Here is a 24,921-nt window from a genome sequence, read left to right on the forward strand (position 1 = left end):
TAAGCACGACGAGCAAATTGGTCATGGTCGTTGCAATCCCACCCCGGTCACCTTCCGAAGATGCATGTACACGTAGTGGAACCACGCAAGGAATCGCTGCGCATGCAGACGGCAACGCCAGTCATGGGGCATTCAATGCTTCCCGTTGTGGAAGGTTGGATGACTGCGAGCCGTCCGCGAAGGATGCCAACACGGTCCAGGAAGGAATGAAAATCCGTTTATTGTCTCTCCGAAACGCCCCCGCAGCATTGCCACTCGCTGGTAAATGCTGCTTGTGGCGTGCACGAACAACAATGGCCCGGGTGCAATGCACCTTGGGACGTTCGTTGATCGCTGCATGGAGAACGCAACGGATCCTCGTCTGTTTCACGATCGTTTGTTGTGGCACTGTCGCTGCCGAAGAGACGCAAACGATTTCCTTCAGTCAGTTCCTCGAGAATGCGACTCGAAATCTTGCGGACGAAGCAATTCGCGACGACTTGCAACCCGAAACACAGCATGTGGCTTTGCCTCCAAGCCAACCTGTGCCACCCGTCGCTGTTTCTGACTCACCGGATGCGTCAACGTCTTCTCCAGCGGACCCCATGCCGCTGCGATCGACCGATGTATCAGAAGGATCAGCCGAGCCCGTTCGGTCCTTGTCTTTGGCATCGGTGCCTGGCGACGATGTGGCACATTGGTGGGAAGATTCGGCGTTTGAAACGTTGCTCACTCAGCAAGGTTTCGCGACCGGCCAGATCGCACTGGACCTTCCGACCGTGTTGACCGACACGTTGGAAACTAGTCCGCGAATTTCGTCGGTTTCACGCCGCACTTCGATCGCCTACGAAAAGATCATCCAGCAAAACGCGGTCTTCGATCCAACGTTGTTGCTGGAAGGCGGCTACGGTCGAGTCAACGACCCGGTGGGAAACACGCTGACCACGGGCGGTCCCGATCGATTGATCCAAAACTCGGTGATCGCCAACGGTGGTTTCCGCAAACTCACCCGTCGCGGCACGCAGATCGATTTGTCTCAGGAACTGGGCACGCTCGACAGCAACAGTTTGTTCTTCGAGCCCAATCCGCAGGGCAATTCACGGTTGAGCCTCAGCATCACCCAACCTTTGATGGCCACCAGCGGCGAAGTGTACAACACACGCTTGATCACACAGGCGTGCATCGAGAGTCGCGTTGCTTGGCAAGAAATGCGGTCGGAAGTCGAAGCACATTTGGTCGAAACATTCCAAGCGTTTTGGCGTTTGTATGAACGCCGATGCCAGCTCGTGCAGCAACGGGACCTGATCCGTCGAGGCGAGATGATCGCGGAGATCGTTCACGCGCGAGCCGACTTGGATTCCGGACCGCTGCAACGGATCAAAGTCCAGCGTCGCTTGACGGGTGACCGCGACAGGTTGATCGAACTGGAAGCCGAAGTGCGTCGCTTGCAAGTTCAGCTGCGAACGTTGGTGGGAAGTCCCGCGATGACCGGGCTGAGTCAGAGCGTGGAGCTGATTCCGCTGGCCAATCCGGATCTGCCTTCGGACGACATCGCCTTGCACGACGCGATTGTTCGAGGATTAGAGAATCGTCCGGACATTCAAGCCGCGACCGAGGAACTCGCCTCGGCGGGTTTAAGCATTCGAATCACTCGAAACGAATTGAAGCCGCAATTGGATGCGGTTTTTGATGCGTATTTGGCTGGGCTTCGTGGCGACAACCGGTTCTTCCAAGCCTTTGGCGATCAATTTTCCGCCGGTGGTCCCGGGCTGAGTGCCACCTTGCAATACAGCATGCCGTACGGCCGCCGCGCGGCACGAAGCCGCGTTCGCGAAGCACAATATTTGTACCAGCAACGCAGTGAAGAACTTCGCGTGCGGTTGTTGCAGGCTCGCCGCGAAATCGAATCCGCGTTGATCCAGAGTGAAGCGAGTTTCCGATTGCGTCAAAGCAAAGAACAAACGCTTCGGGCCGCTGTTCGAGAAGAAGAAATCGCAACCAAGCGATGGGAGTTGCTCGCGGGTGATGGTGGCCCAGCAACGTTGGTGTTGGAAGATTTGTTGGAAACACAGAAGCGTCGCACGGAATCAGAACAGCTCTACGTGACCTGCCAAGTCGCTTCCATTCTATCGCTGATCGAACTGCAAAAAGCGATGGGAACGCTCCTGATGACAGAAGGCATTGAGCCCGTCCGTTCGGGGAGGTCCAGCGTCATCGAGCTGCAACAAACCGCTCCGATGAACTGGACACAGCAACCCACACAAAGACTGATCGATCCGACCGAGGTTTCTTTGGACGAATCCCTGATCGGCAACGCCGGAATGATCGAGATCGATGCAGACAACACGTCCCCGCTGGAAAGCCAACCACAAGGAAACTGATATGAATCGATGGATGTTGGCCACGATGGCATGCGGCTTGGTGACTGGCCTGATATCAAGCGTAATTTCGATCGGCCCCACCGTGTCGGCCCAGGCACCCGTCCAAAACACTTCGCGAGGAATTGCCCTGTACGGGGACTCGGCCTACGAAGGCTTTTCGCAAGCGGCCGAAGACATTTATCTGGGAAGTGAAGATCTGGGGCGAATCATCGAGCTGCCGGTTCGAGTTGGAGATCGCGTGCAAGCAGGTGACGTCATTGCGAAACTGGACGACGAAATTGAAAAGGCGTCGATGGAGATCGCTCGCATCCAAGCATCCATGGTTGGGGAAGTCCATGCTGCGGAAGCGTCGGCCGACATGCAACGCACACGCGTGCAGCACCTGCGTCGATTGTCCGCTGATCAAATGGCTGGTTCCGAAGAACTGCGTCGATCGGAGATGGAACTTGCCATCGCAGAAGCTCGCGTGACGACCGCCAAAGAGCAACAGCAATTGCGAGCGGCGGAAGCCAAGCGGCTGCAATTGCAATGGGAACGCCGAACGATTCGGGCCCCGTTCGATGCCGTCGTTGCCGAAAAGAAGATCGGAGTTGGGGCGACCATCACACCCACCGACCCCGAGATCGTTCGTTTGATCCGGACCGATGTTTTGCATGGCGTATTCAACGTTTTGGCCAACCAAGCCATCGCCATGCGACCGGGAATGAAAGCGGAAGTGTACTTCCGAGCGGCACGTCGAACCGTCGATGCGGTGGTCGACACGGTGGGACCCAACATCAACGGCGAAAGTGGAACGATTGAGGTCCGCGTGCGGATCGAGAATCCCAATGGTGATTTGCGTCCCGGCGATCGCTGCACCATGCGTTTGGTCGAGGGCGAACCGGATGCAAAGCCGTCCGTCTCGCGTCGACCGACGCCGACATCCCGCACGGGAGCAAGCCGATGGTGAGTTCAGAAACCACAACGCACCCCGCACCACTCGCGCCAGTCGCTGCGTCGGTTTCCTCGCAACGAGCTTCGACGGCGGACAATGCGCGGTCGAAAGAAACCAAGACTCGCGTGGAGCGTTTCCAAGCGATGTGGTTCGCTTGGATCACCGAGCTCGCCGCCTCGCCGGACCGACGCGTGGGGGCTGAAACCTTGGCGGAACGTTTGTCCGAATTGTTGCCGGAGCACACCATTCGAATAGGTTGGGGCAAGAAGTCTTTGCACCGATTGTATGATGGCAGGCTTGGCTGGTTGGGGGGCGAAAACTCCATTCGCCAACGATATGACGCGCAGTGGCTAGCGATGTCGGTCGAGGCTGATGAACCGCTCACGCAGTCGAAAACTTACTGGGACAATGGCACCCTGCATGTGGTGCTGATCCCCGCTGGACGGCAATTCTCGCAAATACCGAGAAGCGATGAAAAGGACGACGCGGAGAATGGGCAACGTTGTCACCTTTGGATTCGTCCACCCAGTGCGGATGCGTTCGACGCCAAATCATTTGAACGGATGACGTCGCCCGCGATCCTAGAACTTCTGGCAACCGTGTTCCTGAATCGTCCCGCGAAGGATCATTGGGGTCTGTTGTCCAAGAAGGCGAGCAAGTGGTGGTCGCGACGTGGGTTGATCGGCATTGGTCTGTTGTTGTTGCTGATCGTGACGTGCATTCCCATGTCGTACCGGGTCGACGCAACCGCCAAGGTAACGGCTCTCAACGGTCGATTGGTTGCATCGCCCATCGATGCGACCTTGCTCACCACGTTGGTTCGGCCCGGTGATCGAGTCACCGCGGGGCAAACGTTGGTGCAACTGGATGGTCGGCCGCTTCGAATCGAACTGGAATCGGTGTTGGCCGAGATCGACGAGGTGCAGAAGGACGAAGACATCGCACTGGCATCAGGCGAAATCGCGACCGCTCAATTGGCGGGGCTTCGTCGGAAGAAATTGTCTCGGCAAGCGGAACTGTTGCAAGACAAGCTCAGCAAACTGGACGTCGTTTCGCCGATCGATGGAATTGTGATCCAAGGAGATCTCAGCCGAGCGTTGGGAACGCCGTTGGAAATCGGCCAGACGTTGATGGAGGTCGCTCCGGAAGGAAACGTTGAGATCGAATTGGAGATTCCCGAGTCTGAGATTGGATTCGTCTCCGACCAAGCGGTGGTGGACCTTTGGTTTCCCGCGTTGGATGAGAAACGCTTCGAGAGCAAAGTGCAATCGGTTTGGCCTGCCGCCACGATTCGCGATGATGCCAATGTGTTCGTCGCGATCGCGGAACTTCCCAATGACGATGCGGCTCTGCGAGTCGGCATGCAGGGCGAAGCCTTGGTGTTGGGACCGACCACGCCATGGATTTGGAAATGGATTCGTACACCGATCAAACGCGTGGGATGGATGATCGGATGGTGAGAACTGATATCTCCGAAAGCATGGAAAGCAAAGACGCGAACGCTGTTCTTTCGTCTGCGTCCAATTTGCCAAGTCGCGAATTGGAGCCGTCCGCTTCGAGAGATTCTGCGCCGAAGGTATGTTTGGATCCGGAGGTGGAATTCCAAATATGCGACGTGGCAGGCGTGACGATCGCGCGCGCCTCACACGGAGGCACCGGTCAACACTTTCAGTTTGGTGCGGCCGAGTATCACCTCGCGAAACTTTTGAATGGGGAACGCACGACCACGCAGATTGTGCAGACGGTCCAAGAGGACGGTTTGGATTGGACCGCAGAGGACGTCGCTGAATTCATCGCTGTATTGGTGGCTCAGAAAGTGGCGATGGTTCGAAACACCGAGAAGCCGCCGATCGAAGACAACGTAGAAGACCTAGTTGACCCCGTGAATGAGGTCGCTGGCTCCGCGGCTGACGATGAGTCGCCAAAATCGACTCGCCCATCGATTGCAGCCAGTCTGTTGCCTTTGATCGCTCCGGTGATGAAAGGATTGTCGTGGTTGATCAGCCTGCGTTTGCCGCTGGTCAATGCGAATCGACCCGCCGACCGTGTTTTGCCGTGGATGAAGTGGTCGTTCACCCAAAACGGATTGGTGATCGCCGGATCCTTCATCGCAATCTCGCTGTTTTTCGCGTCGCTGCAGTCGGTTTCATTGGCGAACGAGCTGCGTCGCGTGTTCGACTCGCAGTTGTGGATCGGGCTGATCGGGCTGTGGGCTGCGATGAAGCTGGTTCACGAGATGGGGCACGCCGTCGCGGCGCGGGCGTACGGAGTCCAAGTTGGGAAAGCCGGGGTGATGTTCTTTTTGTTCGCCCCACTGGCCTACGTTGATGTCAGCAATGCGTGGCGGTTGCCCTCGCGTTTTTCACGTGCGGCAATCGCGATGGCGGGTGTCTATTGGGAACTGCTGATCGCGTCGGTTGCGTATTGGGTCTGGTGCGCTCATCCGTCGGACTTCTCGGCCCACATCGCCGCACAAGTGTTTTTGGTGGCCGGGCCCGCGACGTTGTTGGTCAACGCGAATCCGCTGCTGCGTTTGGACGGGTACTACGTTCTGTCCGATTGGGCCGACGTTCCCAACTTACGTGAGCAGGGAAGAAAGCTTTTTGGCGGTTGGCTTCAACGCAAGCTGTTCGGCATGCGTGCTCCGTCGTGCAAACTGACCGGATGGCGTCGACCATTCGCGGCGTGGCATGCTGCGGCATCAGTCGTATTCCAAGTAGTCTGGATGGGCGGATTGGTGATCGTGGTTTCGATGTGGGCGGGACCGTTGGGCATGTTGATGGCGACCGCCGCGGTGATGCTTTGGGTGTTGGTGCCATCTGTTCGCTTGATTGGACGGGTTTGGAATTATCAGGGCAGCAGCGAAACGTTTTCGAAATGGTCACACCGCCGCCGGGCCATTTGGACCTGTGTGACCTTGGTCTTTGTGGGCCAGTTCTTGGTGACTCTTCCATCGCCACTCAGTCGTCCGGTTCCCGTCGCCGTCCAATTCGCGAATGATCAAGTTCTGCGTTCGCCAATCAACGGTTTTGTGGATCGCGTGGTGTTGGGATCAGGAGAGGCCGTGATGGCTGGCCAAGTGATCTTGGAATTGCGCGACGATGAATTGGTCGCGAAACGTGATGCGACCCAATTGGAACTCGCCGCCGAAGAAATTAATTGGCAACGTCACGAAGGACTGGGTGAACTCGGGTTGGCGGAGGCGGCTCGGCAGAAGTCAGACAGCCTACGTCGCAGCTTGAAAGAACTGAACGCTCAAGTGGATTCGCTTCGCGTGGTTGCTCAGCGTGACGGAGAAATCCTGACCACCAACATGGACGACTTGGAAAATAGCTATGTGCGTCAGGGACAGGAGTTGGTGCACGTTGGTGTGCGACAGCACATGGAGCTGTTGATTTCCGTCGGTGAAAAGGATTTGGACGCTTACCGCGCGACCTTGCAAAAAGGCGAAGCCATGCAGGTGTTATTTCGCGGCGGCCAAGTCATCGAAGTGGCACCCGGAAAGCTGCAACCACGAGCGAGTCGCGAAATTCCGCATCCGGCGATGTCGGCGACCGTTGATGGCCCCTTGCCGGTGGCTCCCGCGAAGAAGCAAGGCGGAAACGCCGATCCGTTTGAACTGTTGACGCCCCGATTTCAATCCATCGTGGCACTTTCACCTGCTTTGAGTGACCGCGTCCGCGCGGGGGAAGTTGGCCAAATGGCACTCCGTGACCCGCGAAGTGTGGGGCGTCGATTCTGGGAATGGTTCTCGGACGATTCTCAATGAGTCGGTGGCATCGTCATGCCTGCAACTGGCCGCACTGCAATCAGTTCAAAATGGATTCAATGTCAGGAGCATTCTCATCGCGAGGAATCGCGGGTTCGAGCACTTCCTTGCGATCCAACTCGGCGATGCGATCGATGAATTTTTGGAAGCGTTGATCTTCCGGATCCGATTGTCGGCCCATGCGAGCATGCCGCAAGGCTTCCGGTCGGTTGCCCATGATCAGCAATTGCTCGATCAATTGAACGCGGTATCGGGGTTCGTCCGGTTCCATCCGAATGGCCTCTTCACCAGCTTTGATTGCCGCCTCGTTTTGCTTCAGTGAAAAGTGAATTCGTGACAGCAAGGCTTGGCATTTCGCGCGGGACGCCAAATTGGTTTGTGCGTTGCACTGAATGTTCTGCGTGGCGTATTGCAAAAACTCTTGATCGGGTTCGTCCCACAGCATCACGTCCGCCGCCGCAATCTCAATCGCTCGTGAATTTTCGGGGATCACCTTTTGCAGAGGCAACGAAGTTTGATTGACTCGTAGCAGCGGCATCAGCCGAGATGTCAAATCGGGACGCAATGCCGTGGAATCACGAAGGATACCGGCCGCGGCATCGTAGTCGCCAATCATGAATGCTCGACGACCCAATCGCATCAAACGCATGGGCTCAGTCGAATAGAATTTTGCCAAGTGTTGCACCGCCACCGCCGTCTCCGGTTGCGTTTCGCGAACGGATTGCAATTCGACCAACGTCGCGCGAAGGGCTTGGCTGAGCGGGCATTCAGGAAGTCCGGCCAAAGACGAGTTCCAGGCGTCTTCGTAGTGAACGCTGCTCTTCAGGCGATCATGCGTCATCGCGGCCAATGGCGGTGGATAATCCAATTCGCGTTCGTTGAGATTCGTTTTCGCGTAGATCTCGCCGGCTTGTTCGATGGAGACCGGTCGCCATTCGAGCGTCTCGGCTAAACGACCGCGGTCTCGTTGCGTGGAAGCAAGTTGAACGTGAGCCGCGACGGTGGGGTTCTCAGCTAAATTCTCTTTCAGGAGTGACTCGACTTCTTCTAGCACTTCGGGGCGGAACTTCATCCCCGAATACTCGTGTTGGATTCGTCGAACGAGGGATTCGGACGACGCGTCGGCTTTCAGCCCGGGGGCGGCGAGTACCGAGACGAGCAAGACAATCACTGCGATGGCTCCGGCACCAATCGATGCCGTTAAGCGTCCCAATCTGGTTTCTGATCGCAGGGCGATTTTATTGCCGGTCTTCTTGGTTTGGATCGGCTCCGCTTCTTCGAGGGCTTGTTCTTCCGCCGCCATGGCCAAGGCGTATTCTGGATCTGCCATCGCCATTGCGTGGTAGGGATCGTCTTCTTCGTCGGGCATCGGCGCTTGCAAACCGCCACCGGCGACTTGCCGCGAAACCACCGCTGTGGCCAAGATCACGGCGACGAAAAGGTTGGCGGGCATGATCAGTCCAAAGTCGAAGAACTGCGACACGACCACGGCCGCGATGGCGTACCACGCCGCGACTCGCACCCCTTGGTCGATGGGATCCGCGGAGGTCGACAGTCGCTTGAGCGAACGCAGCAAAATTGCGAATAAGAGAACTGCAATCACCAAACCGGGCAGACCTGTTTCAACGAACATCTCCAACCAAAGGTTGTCGGCATGTTCAAACCAGGAACCGGGACTCTGCGACTGATAAGGCAAATACGAATAGCCATACGTGCTGACGCCTGAACCCATCGGAAGGTACGACACCGCGGCGTTCCAGCCGTCTTGCCAGTGAAGCAGTCGCCCGTCTTTCTGAAGCGTGTCCGCGTTGGCGGAGATCAATTCCAATCGTGAAATGGTTTCCAGGTTCAACTGCATCGGCACCGTCAAAATCGCGACCGAAATCGCGATCACCACCGCCAGGATCGGAAGTCCGATCAAACCGCGACGTGGTCGGACATAGCCGAAAGCGACAACCAATCCAAAGATCGCCGCGACCACGCCGCCTCGCGATCCGTTGACCAACAGTCCCGCAGAACAGGTGATCGAAGTTAGCAAGCCAATGAAAGACTCACGATCGGAGATCAACGACAGCAAATCATTGAATTCGAAATCGGGATCGTCCAGTTCGATGCTGTGCAGCGCCATCATCCGCCAAGACAACAACCCCAGCCCCGCGGCCATTCCAAAATTCAACATCAACGCCGCGTTGTTGCGGTTGACGAACCCAGCGAACGCGTTGGATTTGGATGTGAAGAACCAGAGGTCGGCGGTGGGATCGAGTTTGCGATAGAAACCTAAAATGGCGACCGACGCCCCGGTGATGGCGATCGCGCTGAGCAACATGGTCAGGCGATTGCGAGCGTGAAAGACAATCGACGCGGCAAAGGACAGCGGCAACAAGAAGGTCAGCAACAACGCCACGTGTCGCGTGTCGGTGGGCGAAACCGAGATCGAGTGGCTGGACGGTTGCTGGGGCGACGAAAGCAATCCGTCGAGCCAGGTTGAATAGGCGGTCTGCGATCCGGGACTGAGCAGCCCGACGATTCCGGACGGAAGTGTCAGGCTTTGAAACCAAGCGAGCAGGACCAGCAAACCCAAAGGCAACAACAGTTTGTGCTGACGTAAACCGCTGGACGCGGTGGAATCGGTCAGTCCGATGAGCGACAGAACCATCGCTGCCAAGACGCCTAACGCCGCTGGGTATTGGCTCCAATGCAGGATGCCGCCAAAGTCCGCCGCCAAGCAGAACGGGATCAACACCAAGATCGTGGCGGAGATCCAAAGCAACGTGGTACGTAGAACTGACACGGGCAACCGAACCGAGGGAATCGAAACTTCAAAGTGGAAGGTGCATTCGATCGTTAGGTTTTACCCGATTGGTGCCGAGGACAAGACCGTATTCGCGAAATGTTAAAACGTTCGGAGCAGTCCGCTGGTTAGTCCTTGTGCGGATGAAAACGTTTGTGCGGATTGAATCGCCGTCAGACAGATGACAATTGACCCCTGTTCACCCAAGATTGTCGCGGACCACTCCGTGGTCCCGCGTGAGTTTTTGTCAATCGCGGCGAGTGACGATTGGTTTCGTAAGAGACGCGGGGCGTTTGTGTGGGGTTGGGGTTCGATTGGAGAGTTGGGCGTTGTATTGTTGGGCGCGGCGACGCTCGACGGAGGACGTTGGTTTGATATCGGGTGTTGGCTTTCGTGGTTGGCGGCCAACCGCGGCTAACGCCGATCGGCTACGTGGTTGGTTGGGGGAATTGAATTTGTTCGCACGTTTTGCGGGATGCTTGCACCATCCAAAGGAATTCGCCGCGCGGCACTCTGCTCTCGCCACTTAGCCCTCAGCCCTCCTCACTCAGCCCTCGGTCCTCTTCCGATGGCGGCTGGATCGTTGAAGTCGGTGGGTGTCTTCTTCGACGGTCAGGTGTCCCCAACGCAAGGCTTGGTCCTGTTCGTATTGTTTGCTCAGAGTCAGAGCCATCGACGCCTTGGCCATTTCGTAGCCCAGATAGAACGCGTGAGACGCGTCCACATTGTCGGACTGAGGCTGCTGCATCAGCTCCGCAAAAAGCTCAAACGGATCTTGGCCGGTCAGATGCAATCCGGCGCTGATCAAGTGAATCGTTTCGTCTTGGGCAATCAGACGATAGTTGTTGTCTTTGACGCCCTCGGCCAAGGCTTCGATCGCGGCCTGCGAATGCGGACGCAATTTGGGGTCTCGTAGCGAGACCAATTCATCCGACAAACGTTTGGGTGGCACGCCACGCGAGACCGCATGATGGACGAGCCGCCGAGCGATGTCGCACTCGCGGACGGACGAGCGAGCCCAATTGATGACCTGCGTCGTTAACACGCTGCCGATGTTGAGCTCTTGGCAAATTCCCAGCAACAGAAAATTCACGCCGGCGGAATCGACATCGGTCAGCTCCGTCAGGTTGCCGATGCCCATCATCATTTCGGCATCGGGATAACGACGACGTGTTTCGATGTAGCGAAGCAGACTGGTCGTGAACCCGGAGCCAATCGGTTCCAAGATTGGATCGATTCGAAACGGGATCGAATGGCGAGTCAGATATTCAAGCGTCGGATCCAAGCTGGCCAGATCGTCGGGCACATCCGGGATCGCGACGACTTCGCAGTCCCAATCGCGAGCTTGTTCGCGATTGGTTCCGTTGACCGACAGGACCAACGACGCACCGGCCTGAATTGCATCGTGTGCTTCGTCCGGATCAAACGTGTCGATGCTGAGCTCGTGTCCCGCGTCGATCAGCGCCGCAACGTAGTCAGCAATTTTCAAACATCGCCTTGAAGGATCGCAGCCCAAATCGATTCGGTCGGCGCCGTCGTCACGCAAACGATTCGCGATGGCCACGACTTCGGCGACGGACGATCGCGGAGCGTGATTGATCTCGGCAATGATCTCAATCGAATGCGCCGACAGGTCAACGACTTGTTGTTTGCCGGTGATCCATGCGTGCAGATCGCGGCAGTCTTTTGGGCCGCAATGAACCTCCGCCGCCGTTTCGTGAATCAGTCCCAGCAGCGGAGCGGCGAGATCACCGGCTGCTTCCAAGTTGTCTTCCAGAAAACCCGGCAGGATCACATGCGTCGCGGCGTCCGGGATGTCCCAGTGCCGCGAAAGCCATTTTGGGGTGATCAAGGCCGCGACCGTGATCGGGACCACGCCGACGCTGGTTTGGCACTGGAACTCGTTCGCAATGCGTTTCGCTTCCTCGCGGACGGCAGCTTCCGCCAAGCGTCCTGTCAAAAAGTGGACGTGTGACGAAGCATTGAGTTGGGGAGGAGCGGAAGGCATGTAGCGGCGGTCGTTATTTCACGGTTCCCGTCGCGACACACTGAGCCGTCTTGCCGCCCTGCAAGTCGGTCACAATTTCGATGCGTTGCGCCACGCGATCCGGTTCGTCGCCACCGGTGAATTTCATCTCCAAGAAGTGCAGCTTCTTTTTGCCCTCGGGGATCTCGAACGAGAAACGATCGTCGGGGCAGCGAACTTCCGAAATGGCAAATGGTTCTTCGCCGCGAACCAGCAATCGTTTGCTGACGGTTTGTCCGGATTCCGCCGTTCCCAGGCTGACCGCGGCGGGTGAAACGCTGATCGTTGGCCGAATCATCCCCGCGATGCCCATTTCGATCGTCGGGAATTTTGAATCGTTGCTGACCAAGGTCAATCGTTCGCGAATTTCGCCTTCGGGCATGGTGTCTTTCATGCGGACTCGCATTTTGTATTGCACCATGTTTGGCTGAACGATGGGCTGTTCCAACTTCACGGCAAAGTCATCGCAGTGGCTGCGGACATCGGTCAATCGCCAACTCGGATTGCCGCGATGCGTGATCGTGATGTCTTGTTCTTTCATCTCGCCGCTCTTGCATTGTCCGAAATCCACTTCGGGTGGATCGAACGTGACATCCGTGCGGATGAAACCGCTGACCTGAAGCTGGACCTCGGCGTAATAGGGCTGGTCAAAGATGACGGTGACCGTGGCGGCCTTTTGCCCAATGAAGGTGCTGGTGTTCAGCGTGGCGACGATGGAACTGGTTTCGTGCGTTTGCAGGGTGTCCTTGGAAACGGTCGGAGTCGTGCACCCACAACTGCTGCGAACCCCTTGGACATGCACGGTCTCTTCGTAGAGATTGCGGAACTCGAATTTGTATTCGGCTTTGGTCCCGCGGCCGACCACTCGAAAGTCGTGCTTGGTATCGGAGAACATTTTCTCCGCCCAATTGGCTGCGTCGGCGGACGAAACCGACATCAAGCCAGCGAGCAACGCGAAGCAAGCCGTGAGACTAAAACGTGCGAGCGATCGAGTCATCAAACAAATCCATCTGCAAAGGGGCGTGCGTGGGTGCTGATTGAAATCGTCGTGGCGGGATGCCGGTGGAATGCAAACAGCGGCAATGACCGGGCGGGCCGGCGATTGGTGGGTATTCGGTTGGGATCCCGGACATGCGATTCATCTATCACGCTGGTGCTGCATTCCGCCGTCGCTGACGTGGCCTTGGCCGCCTTGGCCATCGCCGCGTTGGCTCGCTGGAGCGTAACATGGCCGTGCGTGCCGCGGTTGTCTTGGACTCGCGAAGCAACGCGTGAACGTTACGAGCAGCTTGAATCAGTGGATTCGATCGAATCGATTGTCGGGGTTTCTATCTTTTCGGCGTTTTGTTCAAAGTTTTCCAACAATTCTGCCAACCGCTCCATCGGCAATCCGACAACATTGCTTTCGCTATCGTCGCCGACGACTTCCAACCAGTCGTTCCCATCTTGATAACCGAAAGCGCCGGCTTTGCCATCCCAACGCAAACTGTCCAAATGTTCGGTCAGTTGTTCTTCCGTCAACACTGACATTCGCAGTCGCGTACGGACCACGTCGGCCACAAAGCATTCGTGTCGTCGCGACCAGAGACACACGCCGGTGTAGACGTCATGGTCGCGGCCGCTGAGCAGTCGCAGCATTTCTTCCGCGTGATCGCGATCGCTGGGTTTGCCCAAAATCTGACCGACGCAGGACGCGACGGTGTCGGCCGCAAGCACCAATCCATCTTCGACGCGGGTGATGACGTCGGCAGCTTTTCGGTAAGCCAACCTGGCCACCATTTCGGGGGCCGTTTCGCGACTGCAGATCCCACACTCGGCCCCATCGGACGCCGGTTGGATCGTGAATTCGTATCCGGCGGCGGTTAGCAATTGGGCGCGTCGTGGCGATCCGCTGGCCAAGATCAAACGCTCCGGTTGGTCCGATTCGAAGCCCGGTAGATCCGCCCTTGGAAGGCCGTTCATCAGTGGTAGTTTGCTCATCATGCGCGACAGTCTACCGCATGTGTGCAGGGGCTCGTCTAGAACAGTGCCGAAACGCCGTTTTCGGCGTCAAAATTCTTATCAACACAACACGGCGTTTGTAAGTGTCGATGCAGCAGTGTTTTACGCGAATGACGTTTTTGAGAAGGTTTTGTGTGGAAAAGGTTACCGACAGATTTTCCACCAGTCACCAAAGTCGTCTTGCCGACATTTACCAGACTCCGTCATGATCCAGGACCCGTGAACGAGACGGGAAATCCCGCCCCCGTGCAGCGGCCCTGTGCGGTGTCGGCTATCAGGCTCCGAAACTTCACTCAATCTGTTTGACTTGTTTGCTAGCAAACCTAGAATCTGCCCCAACGTCGTGAGGGAGCACATCACTCGGCGACACTCATCGCTTCGAAGAATCGCTGCCACTCTGGCCGCCGGATTCGTCGCCCGTGTTAAATCCATCCATGAGGGAGGTCTGCGCAACCGGTATGTCGTCGACGCAAGGTAGCATCGAGACGCAAGAAGCCATCGAGCATTTCGCCGAGGCTCTGCACCAACGGATCGGAGCAGACCGTTACCGGTTGTGGTTCACCCATGGAGTTCAGTTCGATCTGGAGGTTGGGGATTCGCCTGATGATGGTGAGCCAACCGTCTTTGTGATCATTCGCACCAGCGGTCCCTTCGCGGCGCAGCGGATGGGCAACAGCTTTGCGACAGAACTTCGTGCCGCGGCGATGATCGCGTGCGGTGAACGAGCACGCTATCGCATCGACGTGGAAGAAGCTGAACAGCCCACGCCAAAGAAACGAACTCGCGCGGCCAAGGTGGCTGCGGAAAAGAAAGCCACCACCAAACAGAAGTCGACGCGTGGTCGCGCCGCCGCGTCTCGTTCGACAACGAAGACAGCACGAGCGGCAGGTCGCAGTTCATCGGGACGCAGTTCGTCTGGCAGAAGGGGATCGGCCAACAGCTTGGCGAGTTTGTTGGCTCAGTCCAACGCGGCGGGCAACGGCGCAGCGTCCAACGGCAAAGGCGGACGCAAACGATCGCGTGGGCGAGTCGAGCACGATCCCGTCGCGGCAGCCGAATTGCCCGGTGACGATGACGAGCACGAAGAAGACTACTACGACGAAGACGAGTTCGAATCGGATGAACAACCGGTGCGAGCCAAGTCACGTGGCGGTGCAAAGAAGTCCGCTCAACCGTCGGCGGCGCTACCTCCCTTGCCGGACTCGCAACCGACCGGCGGACGAACGCTGGACAGTTTCATCACGGGGCCATGCAACGAATTTGCGTTTTCCGCGGCGATGATGGCCGTGGCCACTCCGTCCGTGGCCACGCCGTTGTTTCTGCACGGACCAACGGGCACGGGCAAATCGCACTTGTTGGCGGCTCTGGCGAACGAGTTTCGCACTCGACGACGCATGCGGCGTGTCGTGTTGCTGACGGCGGAACAATTCACCAATGACTTTGTTGTCTCGGTGGGCTCGACGGGCTTGCCCGCCTTCCGAAAACGGTACCGCGATGTGGACGCGTTGTTGATCGACGACGTTCATTTCTTGGCCGCCAAAACCGCCACGCTTCGGGAAGCGTTGTACACCGTTGAAACCTTGGCATCGGCGGGCAAACCGTTGGTGTTCTCGGCCAACCTTCCTCCGAGTGACATCCGTGGGTTGACCGGCGAAGTTGCCGGGCGGATGTCATCGGGTTTGGTTTGCCCCTTGGCAGCGTTGGACCAGCAAACACGTTTTCAATTGCTGCAGCGAATGGTTGCCACACGATGTGTGCTGGGTTGCGACAATGCTTTGCTGGAAGAGGTCAGCGAATTGATCGGCGGCGACGCGCGAGCGGCCGGCGGAATCGCGAACCTGATCGGCATGTTGCAGCGAATGTTTCGCCGCGAACCGACCATTGACGAAATCCGACGCTACGGCGGCGATTTGTTGCGTAGCACCCAGGTTGCACCGACGCTCCGCAGCATCGAAAAAGCGGTTTGTGAGACTTTCGGTCTTGAAGGCGACGGCTTGCGCAGCAAAGCTCAAACAAGACGAGTGAGCGAACCGCGAACGTTGGCGATGTACTTGGCCCGGCAACACACCGGCAGTGCGTTCACTGAAATTGCCAAGCACTTCGGTCGACGCAGTCACTCCAATGCAATTTCCGCGATCAGCAAAGTCGAAAACTGGCTGGCGTCCGGAAAACCCATCGGAGCCGGCGACGGAGCCATGTCCGCGCAGGACGCCATCGCGCGTGTCGAGTCGCGTTTGCGTGTGGGATAGTCCGCTTCGCTGCTGATCCCGCTCGCTCGACGTTCATCCCCAAACCATCCATCCGACCCCAACGGCATTCTCACGGATGATTGCAGACAACAAATTCGACGGTCCACATCGCGGCAAAAAGAAGAAAGAGGTCTCGGCCACCGAGATTCTGGCTCGCCAGCCGCCTTTTGATCTCGAAGCCGAAATGGGCGTCATCGGGTCGATCTTATTAATGCCCGACATCTGCGACGAGATCGCGTCGTTGAAAGCCGATGACTTCTACGACGAAGCCAACCAAACGATCTATCGCCACCTCCGCGACATGTTCGACACGGGTGAAAAGATCGACATCACCCTGCTCGTTTCGCGAATGCGGACAGCGAAAGATTTTGAAAAGGTCGGTGGTGCGGCGTATTTGGCTCAACTCGGCGGCAGCGTGGCCAACGCGGCGCACGCGGTTTACTACGGCGACATTGTCCGTGAAAAGGCGATGTTTCGGCGCTTGATCGAATCCAGCACCGAGATTCTGCGCAACGCCTATGAACAAGAGGGCACGGCCAAAGAACTCTGCGCTCAAGCGGAACAAAAGGTGTTCGCAATCATGGAAGGCCGCTCGGGCAATTCCGTGTGGGCGATCAGCGACGTCTTGCACCAAGCCATGGATCGCATGGAAGCTCGTATGCGAGACGACTATGTTGAGGGCGGTGCGGAAACCGGATTGACTGACTTTGACCAGATGACCGGCGGTTTGCACCACGGTGAATTGATCATTTTGGCGGCTCGTCCTTCGATGGGCAAAACGGCTCTCGCCATGAACATTGCGGAGCACGTCGCGATCGAACAGCGTGAACCGGTTTTGTTCGTGAGCTTGGAAATGTCAGCGATCGAATTGGCCGACCGGATGCTCTGCAGTCTCGCTCGCGTCAATGGTCACCGTTTGCGGAACGGGACGATCAGCTCCGATGACCGAGACCGCTTGGTGGCCAAAGCAAACGACATCAGCCAAGCCCCGCTGTACGTCGATGATTCGCCCAGCCGTACGGTGAGTGAAATTGCCGCGGCGGCTCGTCGGATCAAACGCAAAGAAGAAGGTTTGGGTTTGGTCGTGATTGACTATTTGCAGCTGATCGAACCGGACAACCCGCGTGACCCGCGTCAGGAACAGGTGGCAAAGATCGCGCGTCGTTTGAAAGGGATGGCGCGGGAGTTGGAAGTTCCGTTGTTGTGTTTGTCTCAGTTGAACCGGCAAGCGGAAGACGGCAAGGATCACCGCCCGAAGATGTCGCACCTGCGGGAGTCCGGGGCCATCGAGCAGGATGCCGACGTGGTGATGTTTGTGCACCGCGAGGAGTATTACCACCGCGGTGAAGACAAGGCTCAGTATGCCGGCCAAGCCGAAATCATCATCGCGAAACAGCGGAACGGTCCGGTGGGCGATGTTGAGCTGACGTGGGAAGGTGACTTCACACGCTTCAGCAACCGAGCCGCCGATCACCACAGCGAGTTCGACGATTACCGAGAATTCACCGCCCCCGGCGGCTTCTAACCGTAGGTCAGGCCATGCCTGACGGTGGTTGCTGGCCGGTGAACGTGCCACTGCGATGGGATGTTTTTTGTTGGACGCCTCGCTTCTGCGAAGCATCGGCCGGGGGCGTCAGGTGAAACCTGACCTACACTGCATCCGCGTAGGTCAGGCCATGCCTGACGGTGGTTGCTGGCTGGGCAACGAGCCACTGCGAAGGGATGTTTTTTGCTGGACGCCTCGCTTCTACGAAGCATCGGGTCGGGGCGTCAGGTGAGACCTGACCTACGCTGTATCACGTAGGTCAGGCCATGCCTGACGATGGTTGTTGGCCGAGCGACGTGCCACTGCGATGGGGTGTTTTTTTGCTGGACGCCTCGCTTCTTCGAAGCATCGGATCGGGGCGTCAGGTGAGACCTGACCTACGGCGGTTAATCTTTGGGGTCGAATTGTTCGATTCGGGTCAATTTGCTGGGGTCCACCAACACTCCCAATGCATTGCGGTAGAAGTCGGTGCTGACGCCCGTGCAAACGGCATCAAAATTCTTGAACAAACGACTGGCCGGGATCTCCAGTTGAAACATGCCTTCCGCGTTGTATTTCTTCGCCGCCTGAATTCTTTTCGCGTCGGAGGGGTGCGTGGAGAAAAAGCTTTGGGTCTGTTCGTCGTGGGACTTGGCCATCTTCTTCAGCTCGGACGCCGTGACCTCGTTGGCTTTTGCCGCGGTAATGTTGGGCAAGTCATCAAGCAGCACGCTGTCGTTCAACGCTGACATGACGGTACCGTACATGGCTTGCTGGCCTGCGGCCAAGGCTTGCAGGCGATCGCTCGTGTTCTTGAATTGCTCGCTGCCCGCGACGAAGGCCTCGTATCGATCCGCGTCGTATTCCATCTGTCGCGACATCATGCAGCTGATCGCATGAGCCACCATCATGAAGCACCACAGAATGCTTCGGCTGAGCAAGACGAACAGTTTGCCAAACATCAAGAGCAACGAGATGCGGAAGTCGCTCTCTGAGATCGCATGGTCCAGCATCTCATCCAATCGGTCGCGTTGGTAAACGACGCGAGCGAACCACATGTTGATGGTGCGAATCAAGTAAGTTGATTTCATGCCGCCTCCTTGGGCAAAGTGACCAAACTCGTGAGCCAGCACGCCGGTCAATTGCCGGGTGTTCATGCCTGCAACCAAAGGAGCTCCAATGGTCAGCACCAAGTCTTTGCCGAGTAAACTCAGGAAGCCGCGTCGGAGGGAAGCGGATGCGTTGACCTCATTGTCGATGTCAATTCGTTTGGGACGCGGGCTGCGCGTTGCGTCGCAGATACGGTCGACCAAATCAAACAACGCGGGTTCGGAGGCTCGCTGCAGAGAACGCTGGCGACTGTCTTTGGGAAGGACGAGCGAAAAGAAGATGGGTTTGATCATGAAGAGGATCATCATCAATCCGGCCACAATCGGTGACGCATAGAACATCACCGCCAAAATCATGGCTCGGCCACGAGGCAGATTTTCCATCGCCGTCGGAAGGATCTCGGTCCAGTACCAGAACATTCCGTAGCAAGCCGCGGCGATCAAGCAGCAATACAGCACCGGCATCAACATCATCATCACCGCCACCATCACGAGAGTGAATTGGTAGGGAAGATTGAGTGAACTTCGGGGGACGGTTCCTTGTAGCTCCGCGGCGATCAAGTCCATGATCTCCTGCTGTGGGTTCTTGGGCTTCGAACGTGGCTTTGGTTGTGATGCCTGGGGGGGCGAGGAATCTACAGCGGCTTTCGCCTGCGCGGTCGACCTCGGCTTGGTTTGCTTTGAGATCGACTTCGCTGCAGTGGCCTTGGCGGTGACTTCGGTCTTGCGAGCGGCGGGGACCTTCACCGGATTCGAGCAACGATTGCATTTGCCCGTTTTTCCTGCGGCGGCGGTTGGAGCACGGAGTGTCTGTTCGCATTTCGGGCATGCGAATTGAATGGTGGACAAAAGGATGTTCTCGCGAAAAGAAGGCAAGCACAACAGACAGAAAGACGCCCGACGCGGCGTGTGAGCAGCATAGCTGATCCTCCTCATCCGGTGGGTGCGAAGCGTCCTCGTGGCGGTGTCCCCGCCTCCCGTCGGTCAGGCCATGCCTGACGGTGGTTGTTGGCTGGTGAACCTACCACTGCGATGGGATGTTTTTTGTCTGGACGCCTCGCTTCTTCGAAGCATCGGTCGGGGCGTCAGGTGAGACCTGACCTACGCTGAATACCGTAGGTCAGGCCGTGCCTGACGATGGTTGCAGGCTGGTGAACGTGCCACTGCGATGGGGTGTTTTTTGTCGGACGCCTCGCTTCTTCGAAGCATCGGTCGGGGCGTCAGGTGAGACCTGACCTACGCTGAATACCGTAGGTCAGGCCGTGCCTGACGATGGTTGCAGGCTGGTGAACGTGCCACTGCGATGGGGTGTTTTTTGTCGGACGCCTCGCTTCTTCGAAGCATCGGCCGGGGCGTCAGGTGAGACCTGACCTACGCTGCATCCGCTTGGGTCAGGCCGTGGCTGACGGTGGTTGCTCGTCTTGAGCGTGGATCGAACTTGCACAGACACGCTAGGTTGGCGGCCGTGGTTGCAGGTTGTTCTTTGGAGACGTCGTGGTGCCGAACTATCGTCGCATGCTACGACAAGGTGGCGTCTACTTCTTCACGGTGGTGACGTATCGTCGTCGCCCACTCTTCACGTCTTCATTCGCACGCGAGTGCCTGCATGAAGCGTTCTTGCAGCAACATCGAACGCACCCGTTTGATCTCTTTGCGATCTGCTTGTTGCCCGATCACCTCCACTGCGTTTGGTGCCTTCCCAAAGGCGACGCGGACTACTCCGCTCGATGGCAATCGATCAAGCGGCACTTCACGCAGCGGTACTTGGATGGTGGTGGATCGGAAGGAAAGGTCTCGGCGGCTGAACAACGAGAAGGACGCAAGGGAGTTTGGCAACCACGATTTTTGGGAACACACGGTTCGTGATGAAAGCGACTTGGAACGCTGCGTGGATTACATCCATTGGAATCCCAGGAAGCACGGGTTGGTTTCGCGTGTACGAGATTATCCCTATTCGACGTTTCACCGATTTGTTCGTGAAGGGCAGTACGACCTCGATTGGGGTGGCACGGATCCCGAGCAAGGTCAAACGAAGATAGCAACATGGGGCGAACCAACACCGTAGGTCAGGCCATGCCTGACGATGGTTGTTTGCCGGACAACGTGCCACTGCGATGGGATGTTTCTTGGCTCGACGCCTCGCTTCTCCGAAGCATCGGCCGGGGCGTCAGGTGAGACCTGACCTACGGTTTGGGTGTGTCGGGTGAGACCCGACCTACGAGTGACCAATTCGTTCAATACCACTGCATGGCGTATTGGCGGAAACGTGTGATGGCGGTTTGGCGTTCGGTGATGGTCTCGAATGACTCGGCGATTTGCGGGTGAGCCGCCAACCACTTGGCCAACGTTCGTGTGGACGCTTGGTAATCGCTCCAATGACTCGAATGCGCGGCGACCAACTCCGTTTGACGCTGTGCCAATCGGGCTCGCACGCCATCACGAATGATTGCGTCCGGGTGATCCAACAACCCGAATGTGGAGATCAATCCTTCGTCGCTGATCGGCTTCACCGCGACCATCACGGACGGCGCCAGATACCCATCGTTCACGCGAGCCGCGTTGTAACGATGAGCGATGTAATCCACGGGCGTCACGCTGTAGACGATGATCACGATCGTCAGTGCCATCATCTGCGAGCGAAGCAGCCACCAGAAATTTCGCGTCTTGGCGATTTTATAAACCACCAATGCAAAACCGATGACGACCGCGGTGATACCAAACAGCCCCACCATCCGCATCTGCGTCATTCCGTTGTAGCCGATGTAGATCAACAAACGGTTGTAGACCGCCAGTGCTAACAACAGGTTCTCGCCGGACCAAATCCAAGCCCAGCGACGAACGTTCGGCAGTCGCGGATCGGAAAGCAAACTGCGACCGAAGATCAATGACAAGCTGACGGTTGCGAGCCCCAAAGCGATCGTCAACCAAGCGGCGCCTTGATGGGCGTAGCCGGCGTAGTAGAAGCCTTCGGGGAAATCGCGTCGCCAGAGCGTCCAAAATTCGAAGCACAAATACACGGCGAAAAGACCTGTCACCGCGATCAACGTGTTTCGGTAGGCCGAGTACAAGTTCGACTCGGCGGGAGCCAAGGCACTTTCGTCGGTTTCCTTCGAGCCAATCTGCAACCAAGGCCGCAGCGGGCGAATCAAGCCAATTCCGACCAGCAACGCTGCGACGCAAAAAGGAGCCTCCCAAACGGAAAGGCCCTGAATCCAATCAAACGCGAAATTCCATCCGTTTTGAAACTGTGCGCCGACCCAAGACACCAAGTCTGGGTTCGCCATGACAAAGATGCCGCCGAAGGTTAGCACCGCGCCAACGGGAAGCAGAATCGCGGCCAATTGATTGTGCCGACGCACCGAGTGGATGGCGGTGTTTGTGAAGCGATATCTCGACAATCGGTTGGCACCGGTGACAAAGCTTTTGCCGAACCACAGCAAGCCTTCCAACACAAACGGCACCACGCCGCTGGCGGCCATCGACAAAGCGATCAAGAGCACCACGGAAGAGAAAATGGCCAATGGGGATCCTTGCCAAACCAGTCGTAACGCAACCAGTGCCGAAAGACCCGCACAGACAAGCAACGATCGGCGATGAGGTCGACTGTTCGCCGCGTAGCGATAGATGATGGGCGCGATGACCAAAAACATCGCCAGCGACAGATAGGTTCCGATGCGAAAGATCAAGACATCAGCCGCGAATGTCCAAACGATGGCGGCCGTGATTTCCCGTGTCGCCAGCCGAACCGGGATGATCTGAGTTTCCTCGGCTGGCTTGCCGAATCGATCAGGCGTGGGATCGGTCGAGGACTGGATGTTGGTGGACATGACGCTTCTCTCCTCACAATGCAGACGAGAAACCGACCGGGGAAAACCGAACGTGGCTATTGGGCGGTTCACACAGAAAAGAGTGGAAGCACTGAGTATAGCCCAGCGAGTATCTTCGCGTTCAAAACGTCAATCGGCGAACAAATGGCACGGAATCGCCGCATTGGAACGAAGATCAATAACGCTTTACGCCCCGACATGTGGCACTGTTGTTTCATCGATCGCGTTGGTGGGTGGTGATCGAACAGCGGTCTCCACGAGTGTTGCTCGTTCCGCTTGCAGTCTGTTGTTGCAGCAACCAATTGCCGCAAACTGCACCAGAGAAGAGCTCATTAACCGAGCCATGCACCGGTGAAATGAATTTCTTTGCGTCTTCATCAAGTTGTGAGACTTGATGGCATAGGTCTTGCGAACTTCGCGGGCGATCAAACATCACCGCACGGGTGTTGATGTTGGTTTGTTTCTATCACCTATCCAATAAGAGGTATGTCATGACTTCACTGGGACGAAGTCTCTTCATTGCTGCGGCAGCAATTTGTTCTGCTTCCTGCTTCGCCGTCGCACAGGCTCAAACGTCGGTTTCCACCGGTGACGGCTTGCTCAAAGTTTCGAGCGAGATGCCGGAAGAAGTTCGCATGGGCGAAAGCTTTCAGTACACCGTCACCGTTTCAAACCTATCCGACGACGTGACGTTGCATCGCGTGAAGCTGGCTCAAAAGAAGTCGGAAGGATTGACCATCGAGTCCGTTTCAAAGAGCGGTCAAGACAAGCAGAAAAACAAGGACGAACAGTCCGGGAAGTCAAAAAAACAGGGGAAAGAGGGGAAGAAGCAGGCCTCTAAGAATCAGATGATGGTCTCGATACTGAAGCCTGGGGAATCGAAGTCTTTCGACGTGAAGGCCGTCGCAGATCAAGAAGGCGAGATTCGTAGTTGCCTGGAAGTGGTGGACTACAAGCCCGCGATTTGCTTGACCAGTGAAGCGGTCAAACCACAACTTGAGTTGACCAAGTCCGCACCCAAGAAGGCCAACCGCTGCAACGTGATCGAGATGGAATACACGTTGAAAAACGGAGGCAGCGGCGATGTCGGGCCGATCACCATCACCGATTCGCTCGGCGATGCTTTCGTGACGATCGAAGGTAACAACAAGCTGAATTTCAACGTCGATGGTCTGAAGGCTGGCGACACTCGCAAGTTTGTTGCTCGTGTGTATGCCAACAAGACCGGTGAATTTGGCAGCCGAGCGGAAGCCAAGGCGGACAACAGCGATCTGAGTTCGCGAAGCAAAGAGACGAAGACCAAAGTGATTTCTGCTGATCTGGCTGCGGAGGTTTCAGGTCCTCAACGTTTGTACGGTGACGAGATGGCTCGCTTCACCGCGAAAATTACGAACCGCGGCAATGCTTTGGCCGAAGACGTGCGTGTGGTTTTGATGTGGCCGGAGCAAGCCAATTTGGCTGATGTGAGCGAACCGCAAATCAAAGGTTCGTCAAATGAAAAGCAGTCCAATTCGAACGACCAGTCTGGCGAGCCGACACCTGCTGACAATTCAAAGCAGAGCGGCCAGAACGAGAAGTCTTCCAGCCAAGACGGATCGACGAAGATGGCTGAACGAACCATGACGATCGAAGCATTGAAGCCCGGCGAAACGGCCACCATCGAGTATGCCATCCGCACCGGTGAAATGGACGAAATTCCGACCAAGGTCAAGGCAACCAGTGTGTGCACCGTCGAAACGGTGAAAGACGCTGAAAACGCTGTGACTCGTGCCACCGCCACCGCGATGACTCGTGCGAAGATCGTTCGATTGCCCGCGTTGCAATTGACGGTTGTCGATGACGAAGATCCCGTGACCAACGGAAATGAAGTGGTGTACACCATTCGTGTTTGGAACGAGGGTGACGCGGTGGATCAAAACGTTCGTTTGACCGCTGAACTGCCCGAAGGCCTGAAGTTTGTTTCCGCTGATGGGCCAACGGATGTGAAAGAAGAGGGCCAGGAGGTCACATTTGCTCCAATCAAGAAGATGCAACCTGGAGACGAAGTGACCTACACGGTGAAAGCCGAAAGCGAAGGGGAAGGCGCCGTGAGCTTGAAGACACAATTGGCTAGCAAGTCGTTGCAGTCCGAGATCACCGCTGAAGAACCAACTCGAATCTTCAAACGCTGATTCCAGCCTCATTGAGAACACGCTCTGCAAGCCTGCGGTTTTCGCCGCAGGCTTGTTTGGTTTGCCCAGCGAAGCTGGCAACCCCAGTCGGTGCTTGCCACCGACCAAGCCCTGTTCATGGGGAATTGAATCCGATTCGCAAGGGCGTCGTTGGCCAAC

At 56.9% G+C, this 24,921-nt stretch carries 14 protein-coding genes; 8 read left to right on the plus strand and 6 right to left on the minus strand.

The window, feature by feature from the left end; genetic code table 11:
* The first annotated feature begins 302 nt into the window (after window positions 1-302).
* Genes LOC70_RS12385 through LOC70_RS12400 form a run of 4 tightly spaced genes read left to right on the plus strand, consistent with a single transcriptional unit; the run spans window position 303 to window position 7,063 of the window.
* Window positions 303-2,360: a TolC family protein gene (locus tag LOC70_RS12385; protein WP_390889034.1), complete on the plus strand. Its 2,058-nt coding sequence runs from the start codon at window positions 303-305 to the stop codon at window positions 2,358-2,360.
* Entirely contained in the window at window positions 2,314-3,309 is a 996-nt protein-coding gene (locus tag LOC70_RS12390) for an efflux RND transporter periplasmic adaptor subunit (protein ID WP_230253892.1), read from the plus strand. Before LOC70_RS12385 ends, LOC70_RS12390 begins: the two co-directional genes overlap by 47 nt.
* Window positions 3,303-4,754, plus strand: coding sequence for an efflux RND transporter periplasmic adaptor subunit (locus tag LOC70_RS12395; protein WP_230253893.1), 1,452 nt, complete (start codon window positions 3,303-3,305; stop codon window positions 4,752-4,754). The genes LOC70_RS12390 and LOC70_RS12395 overlap by 7 nt, the downstream gene beginning before the upstream one ends.
* Window positions 4,748-7,063, plus strand: a complete 2,316-nt coding sequence (locus tag LOC70_RS12400) for a site-2 protease family protein (RefSeq protein ID WP_390889037.1) — start codon at window positions 4,748-4,750, stop codon at window positions 7,061-7,063. Before LOC70_RS12395 ends, LOC70_RS12400 begins: the two co-directional genes overlap by 7 nt.
* Before the next feature lie 40 nt (window positions 7,064-7,103).
* On the opposite strand, the gene LOC70_RS12405 is transcribed toward LOC70_RS12400, so the two are convergent.
* The 4 genes from LOC70_RS12405 to LOC70_RS12420 all read right to left on the minus strand — a co-directional run bounded on the left by LOC70_RS12405 (window position 7,104) and on the right by LOC70_RS12420 (window position 13,842).
* A complete protein-coding gene (locus LOC70_RS12405) occupies window positions 7,104-9,854 on the minus strand; it encodes an O-antigen ligase family protein (RefSeq protein ID WP_230253895.1) in 2,751 nt (916 codons plus the stop codon).
* A gap of 547 nt (window positions 9,855-10,401) precedes the next feature.
* A complete protein-coding gene (locus LOC70_RS12410; RefSeq protein WP_230253896.1) occupies window positions 10,402-11,862 on the minus strand; it encodes a DUF4346 domain-containing protein in 1,461 nt (486 codons plus the stop codon).
* A 13-nt stretch (window positions 11,863-11,875) separates the two neighbouring features.
* Window positions 11,876-12,775 carry a DUF1573 domain-containing protein gene (locus LOC70_RS12415; protein WP_306796940.1) on the minus strand — a complete coding sequence of 300 codons (900 nt, stop codon included), beginning with the start codon at window positions 12,773-12,775 and terminating at the stop codon, window positions 11,876-11,878.
* A gap of 383 nt (window positions 12,776-13,158) precedes the next feature.
* Entirely contained in the window at window positions 13,159-13,842 is a 684-nt protein-coding gene (locus LOC70_RS12420; RefSeq protein WP_230253898.1) for a Maf family protein, read from the minus strand.
* Window positions 13,843-14,339: 497 nt separating this feature from the next.
* On the opposite strand from LOC70_RS12420, the gene LOC70_RS12425 reads away from it, so the two are divergent.
* Both LOC70_RS12425 and dnaB read left to right on the plus strand, forming a co-directional pair.
* Window positions 14,340-16,130 carry a DnaA/Hda family protein gene (locus LOC70_RS12425; protein WP_230253899.1) on the plus strand — a complete coding sequence of 597 codons (1,791 nt, stop codon included), beginning with the start codon at window positions 14,340-14,342 and terminating at the stop codon, window positions 16,128-16,130.
* Between the two features lie 76 nt (window positions 16,131-16,206).
* Window positions 16,207-17,655: a replicative DNA helicase gene (gene dnaB, locus LOC70_RS12430; RefSeq protein ID WP_230253900.1), complete on the plus strand. Its 1,449-nt coding sequence runs from the start codon at window positions 16,207-16,209 to the stop codon at window positions 17,653-17,655.
* Between the two features lie 407 nt (window positions 17,656-18,062).
* Here dnaB and LOC70_RS12435 read toward each other — a convergent pair whose 3' ends face one another.
* Window positions 18,063-19,331: a M48 family metallopeptidase gene (locus LOC70_RS12435; protein ID WP_230253901.1), complete on the minus strand. Its 1,269-nt coding sequence runs from the start codon at window positions 19,329-19,331 to the stop codon at window positions 18,063-18,065.
* Window positions 19,332-20,279: 948 nt separating this feature from the next.
* On the opposite strand from LOC70_RS12435, the gene LOC70_RS12440 reads away from it, so the two are divergent.
* A complete protein-coding gene (locus LOC70_RS12440) occupies window positions 20,280-20,630 on the plus strand; it encodes an REP-associated tyrosine transposase (RefSeq protein WP_230253902.1) in 351 nt (116 codons plus the stop codon).
* A gap of 368 nt (window positions 20,631-20,998) precedes the next feature.
* Here LOC70_RS12440 and LOC70_RS12445 read toward each other — a convergent pair whose 3' ends face one another.
* Window positions 20,999-22,591: a DUF4153 domain-containing protein gene (locus tag LOC70_RS12445; RefSeq protein ID WP_230253903.1), complete on the minus strand. Its 1,593-nt coding sequence runs from the start codon at window positions 22,589-22,591 to the stop codon at window positions 20,999-21,001.
* Between the two features lie 491 nt (window positions 22,592-23,082).
* Between LOC70_RS12445 and LOC70_RS12450 the strand changes: the two genes are divergently transcribed.
* Window positions 23,083-24,762, plus strand: a complete 1,680-nt coding sequence (locus LOC70_RS12450) for a DUF11 domain-containing protein (RefSeq protein ID WP_230253904.1) — start codon at window positions 23,083-23,085, stop codon at window positions 24,760-24,762.
* Window positions 24,763-24,921 lie beyond the last annotated feature (159 nt).

It is taken from the genome of Rhodopirellula halodulae, assembly GCF_020966775.1.
GTDB lineage: Bacteria > Planctomycetota > Planctomycetia > Pirellulales > Pirellulaceae > Rhodopirellula > Rhodopirellula halodulae.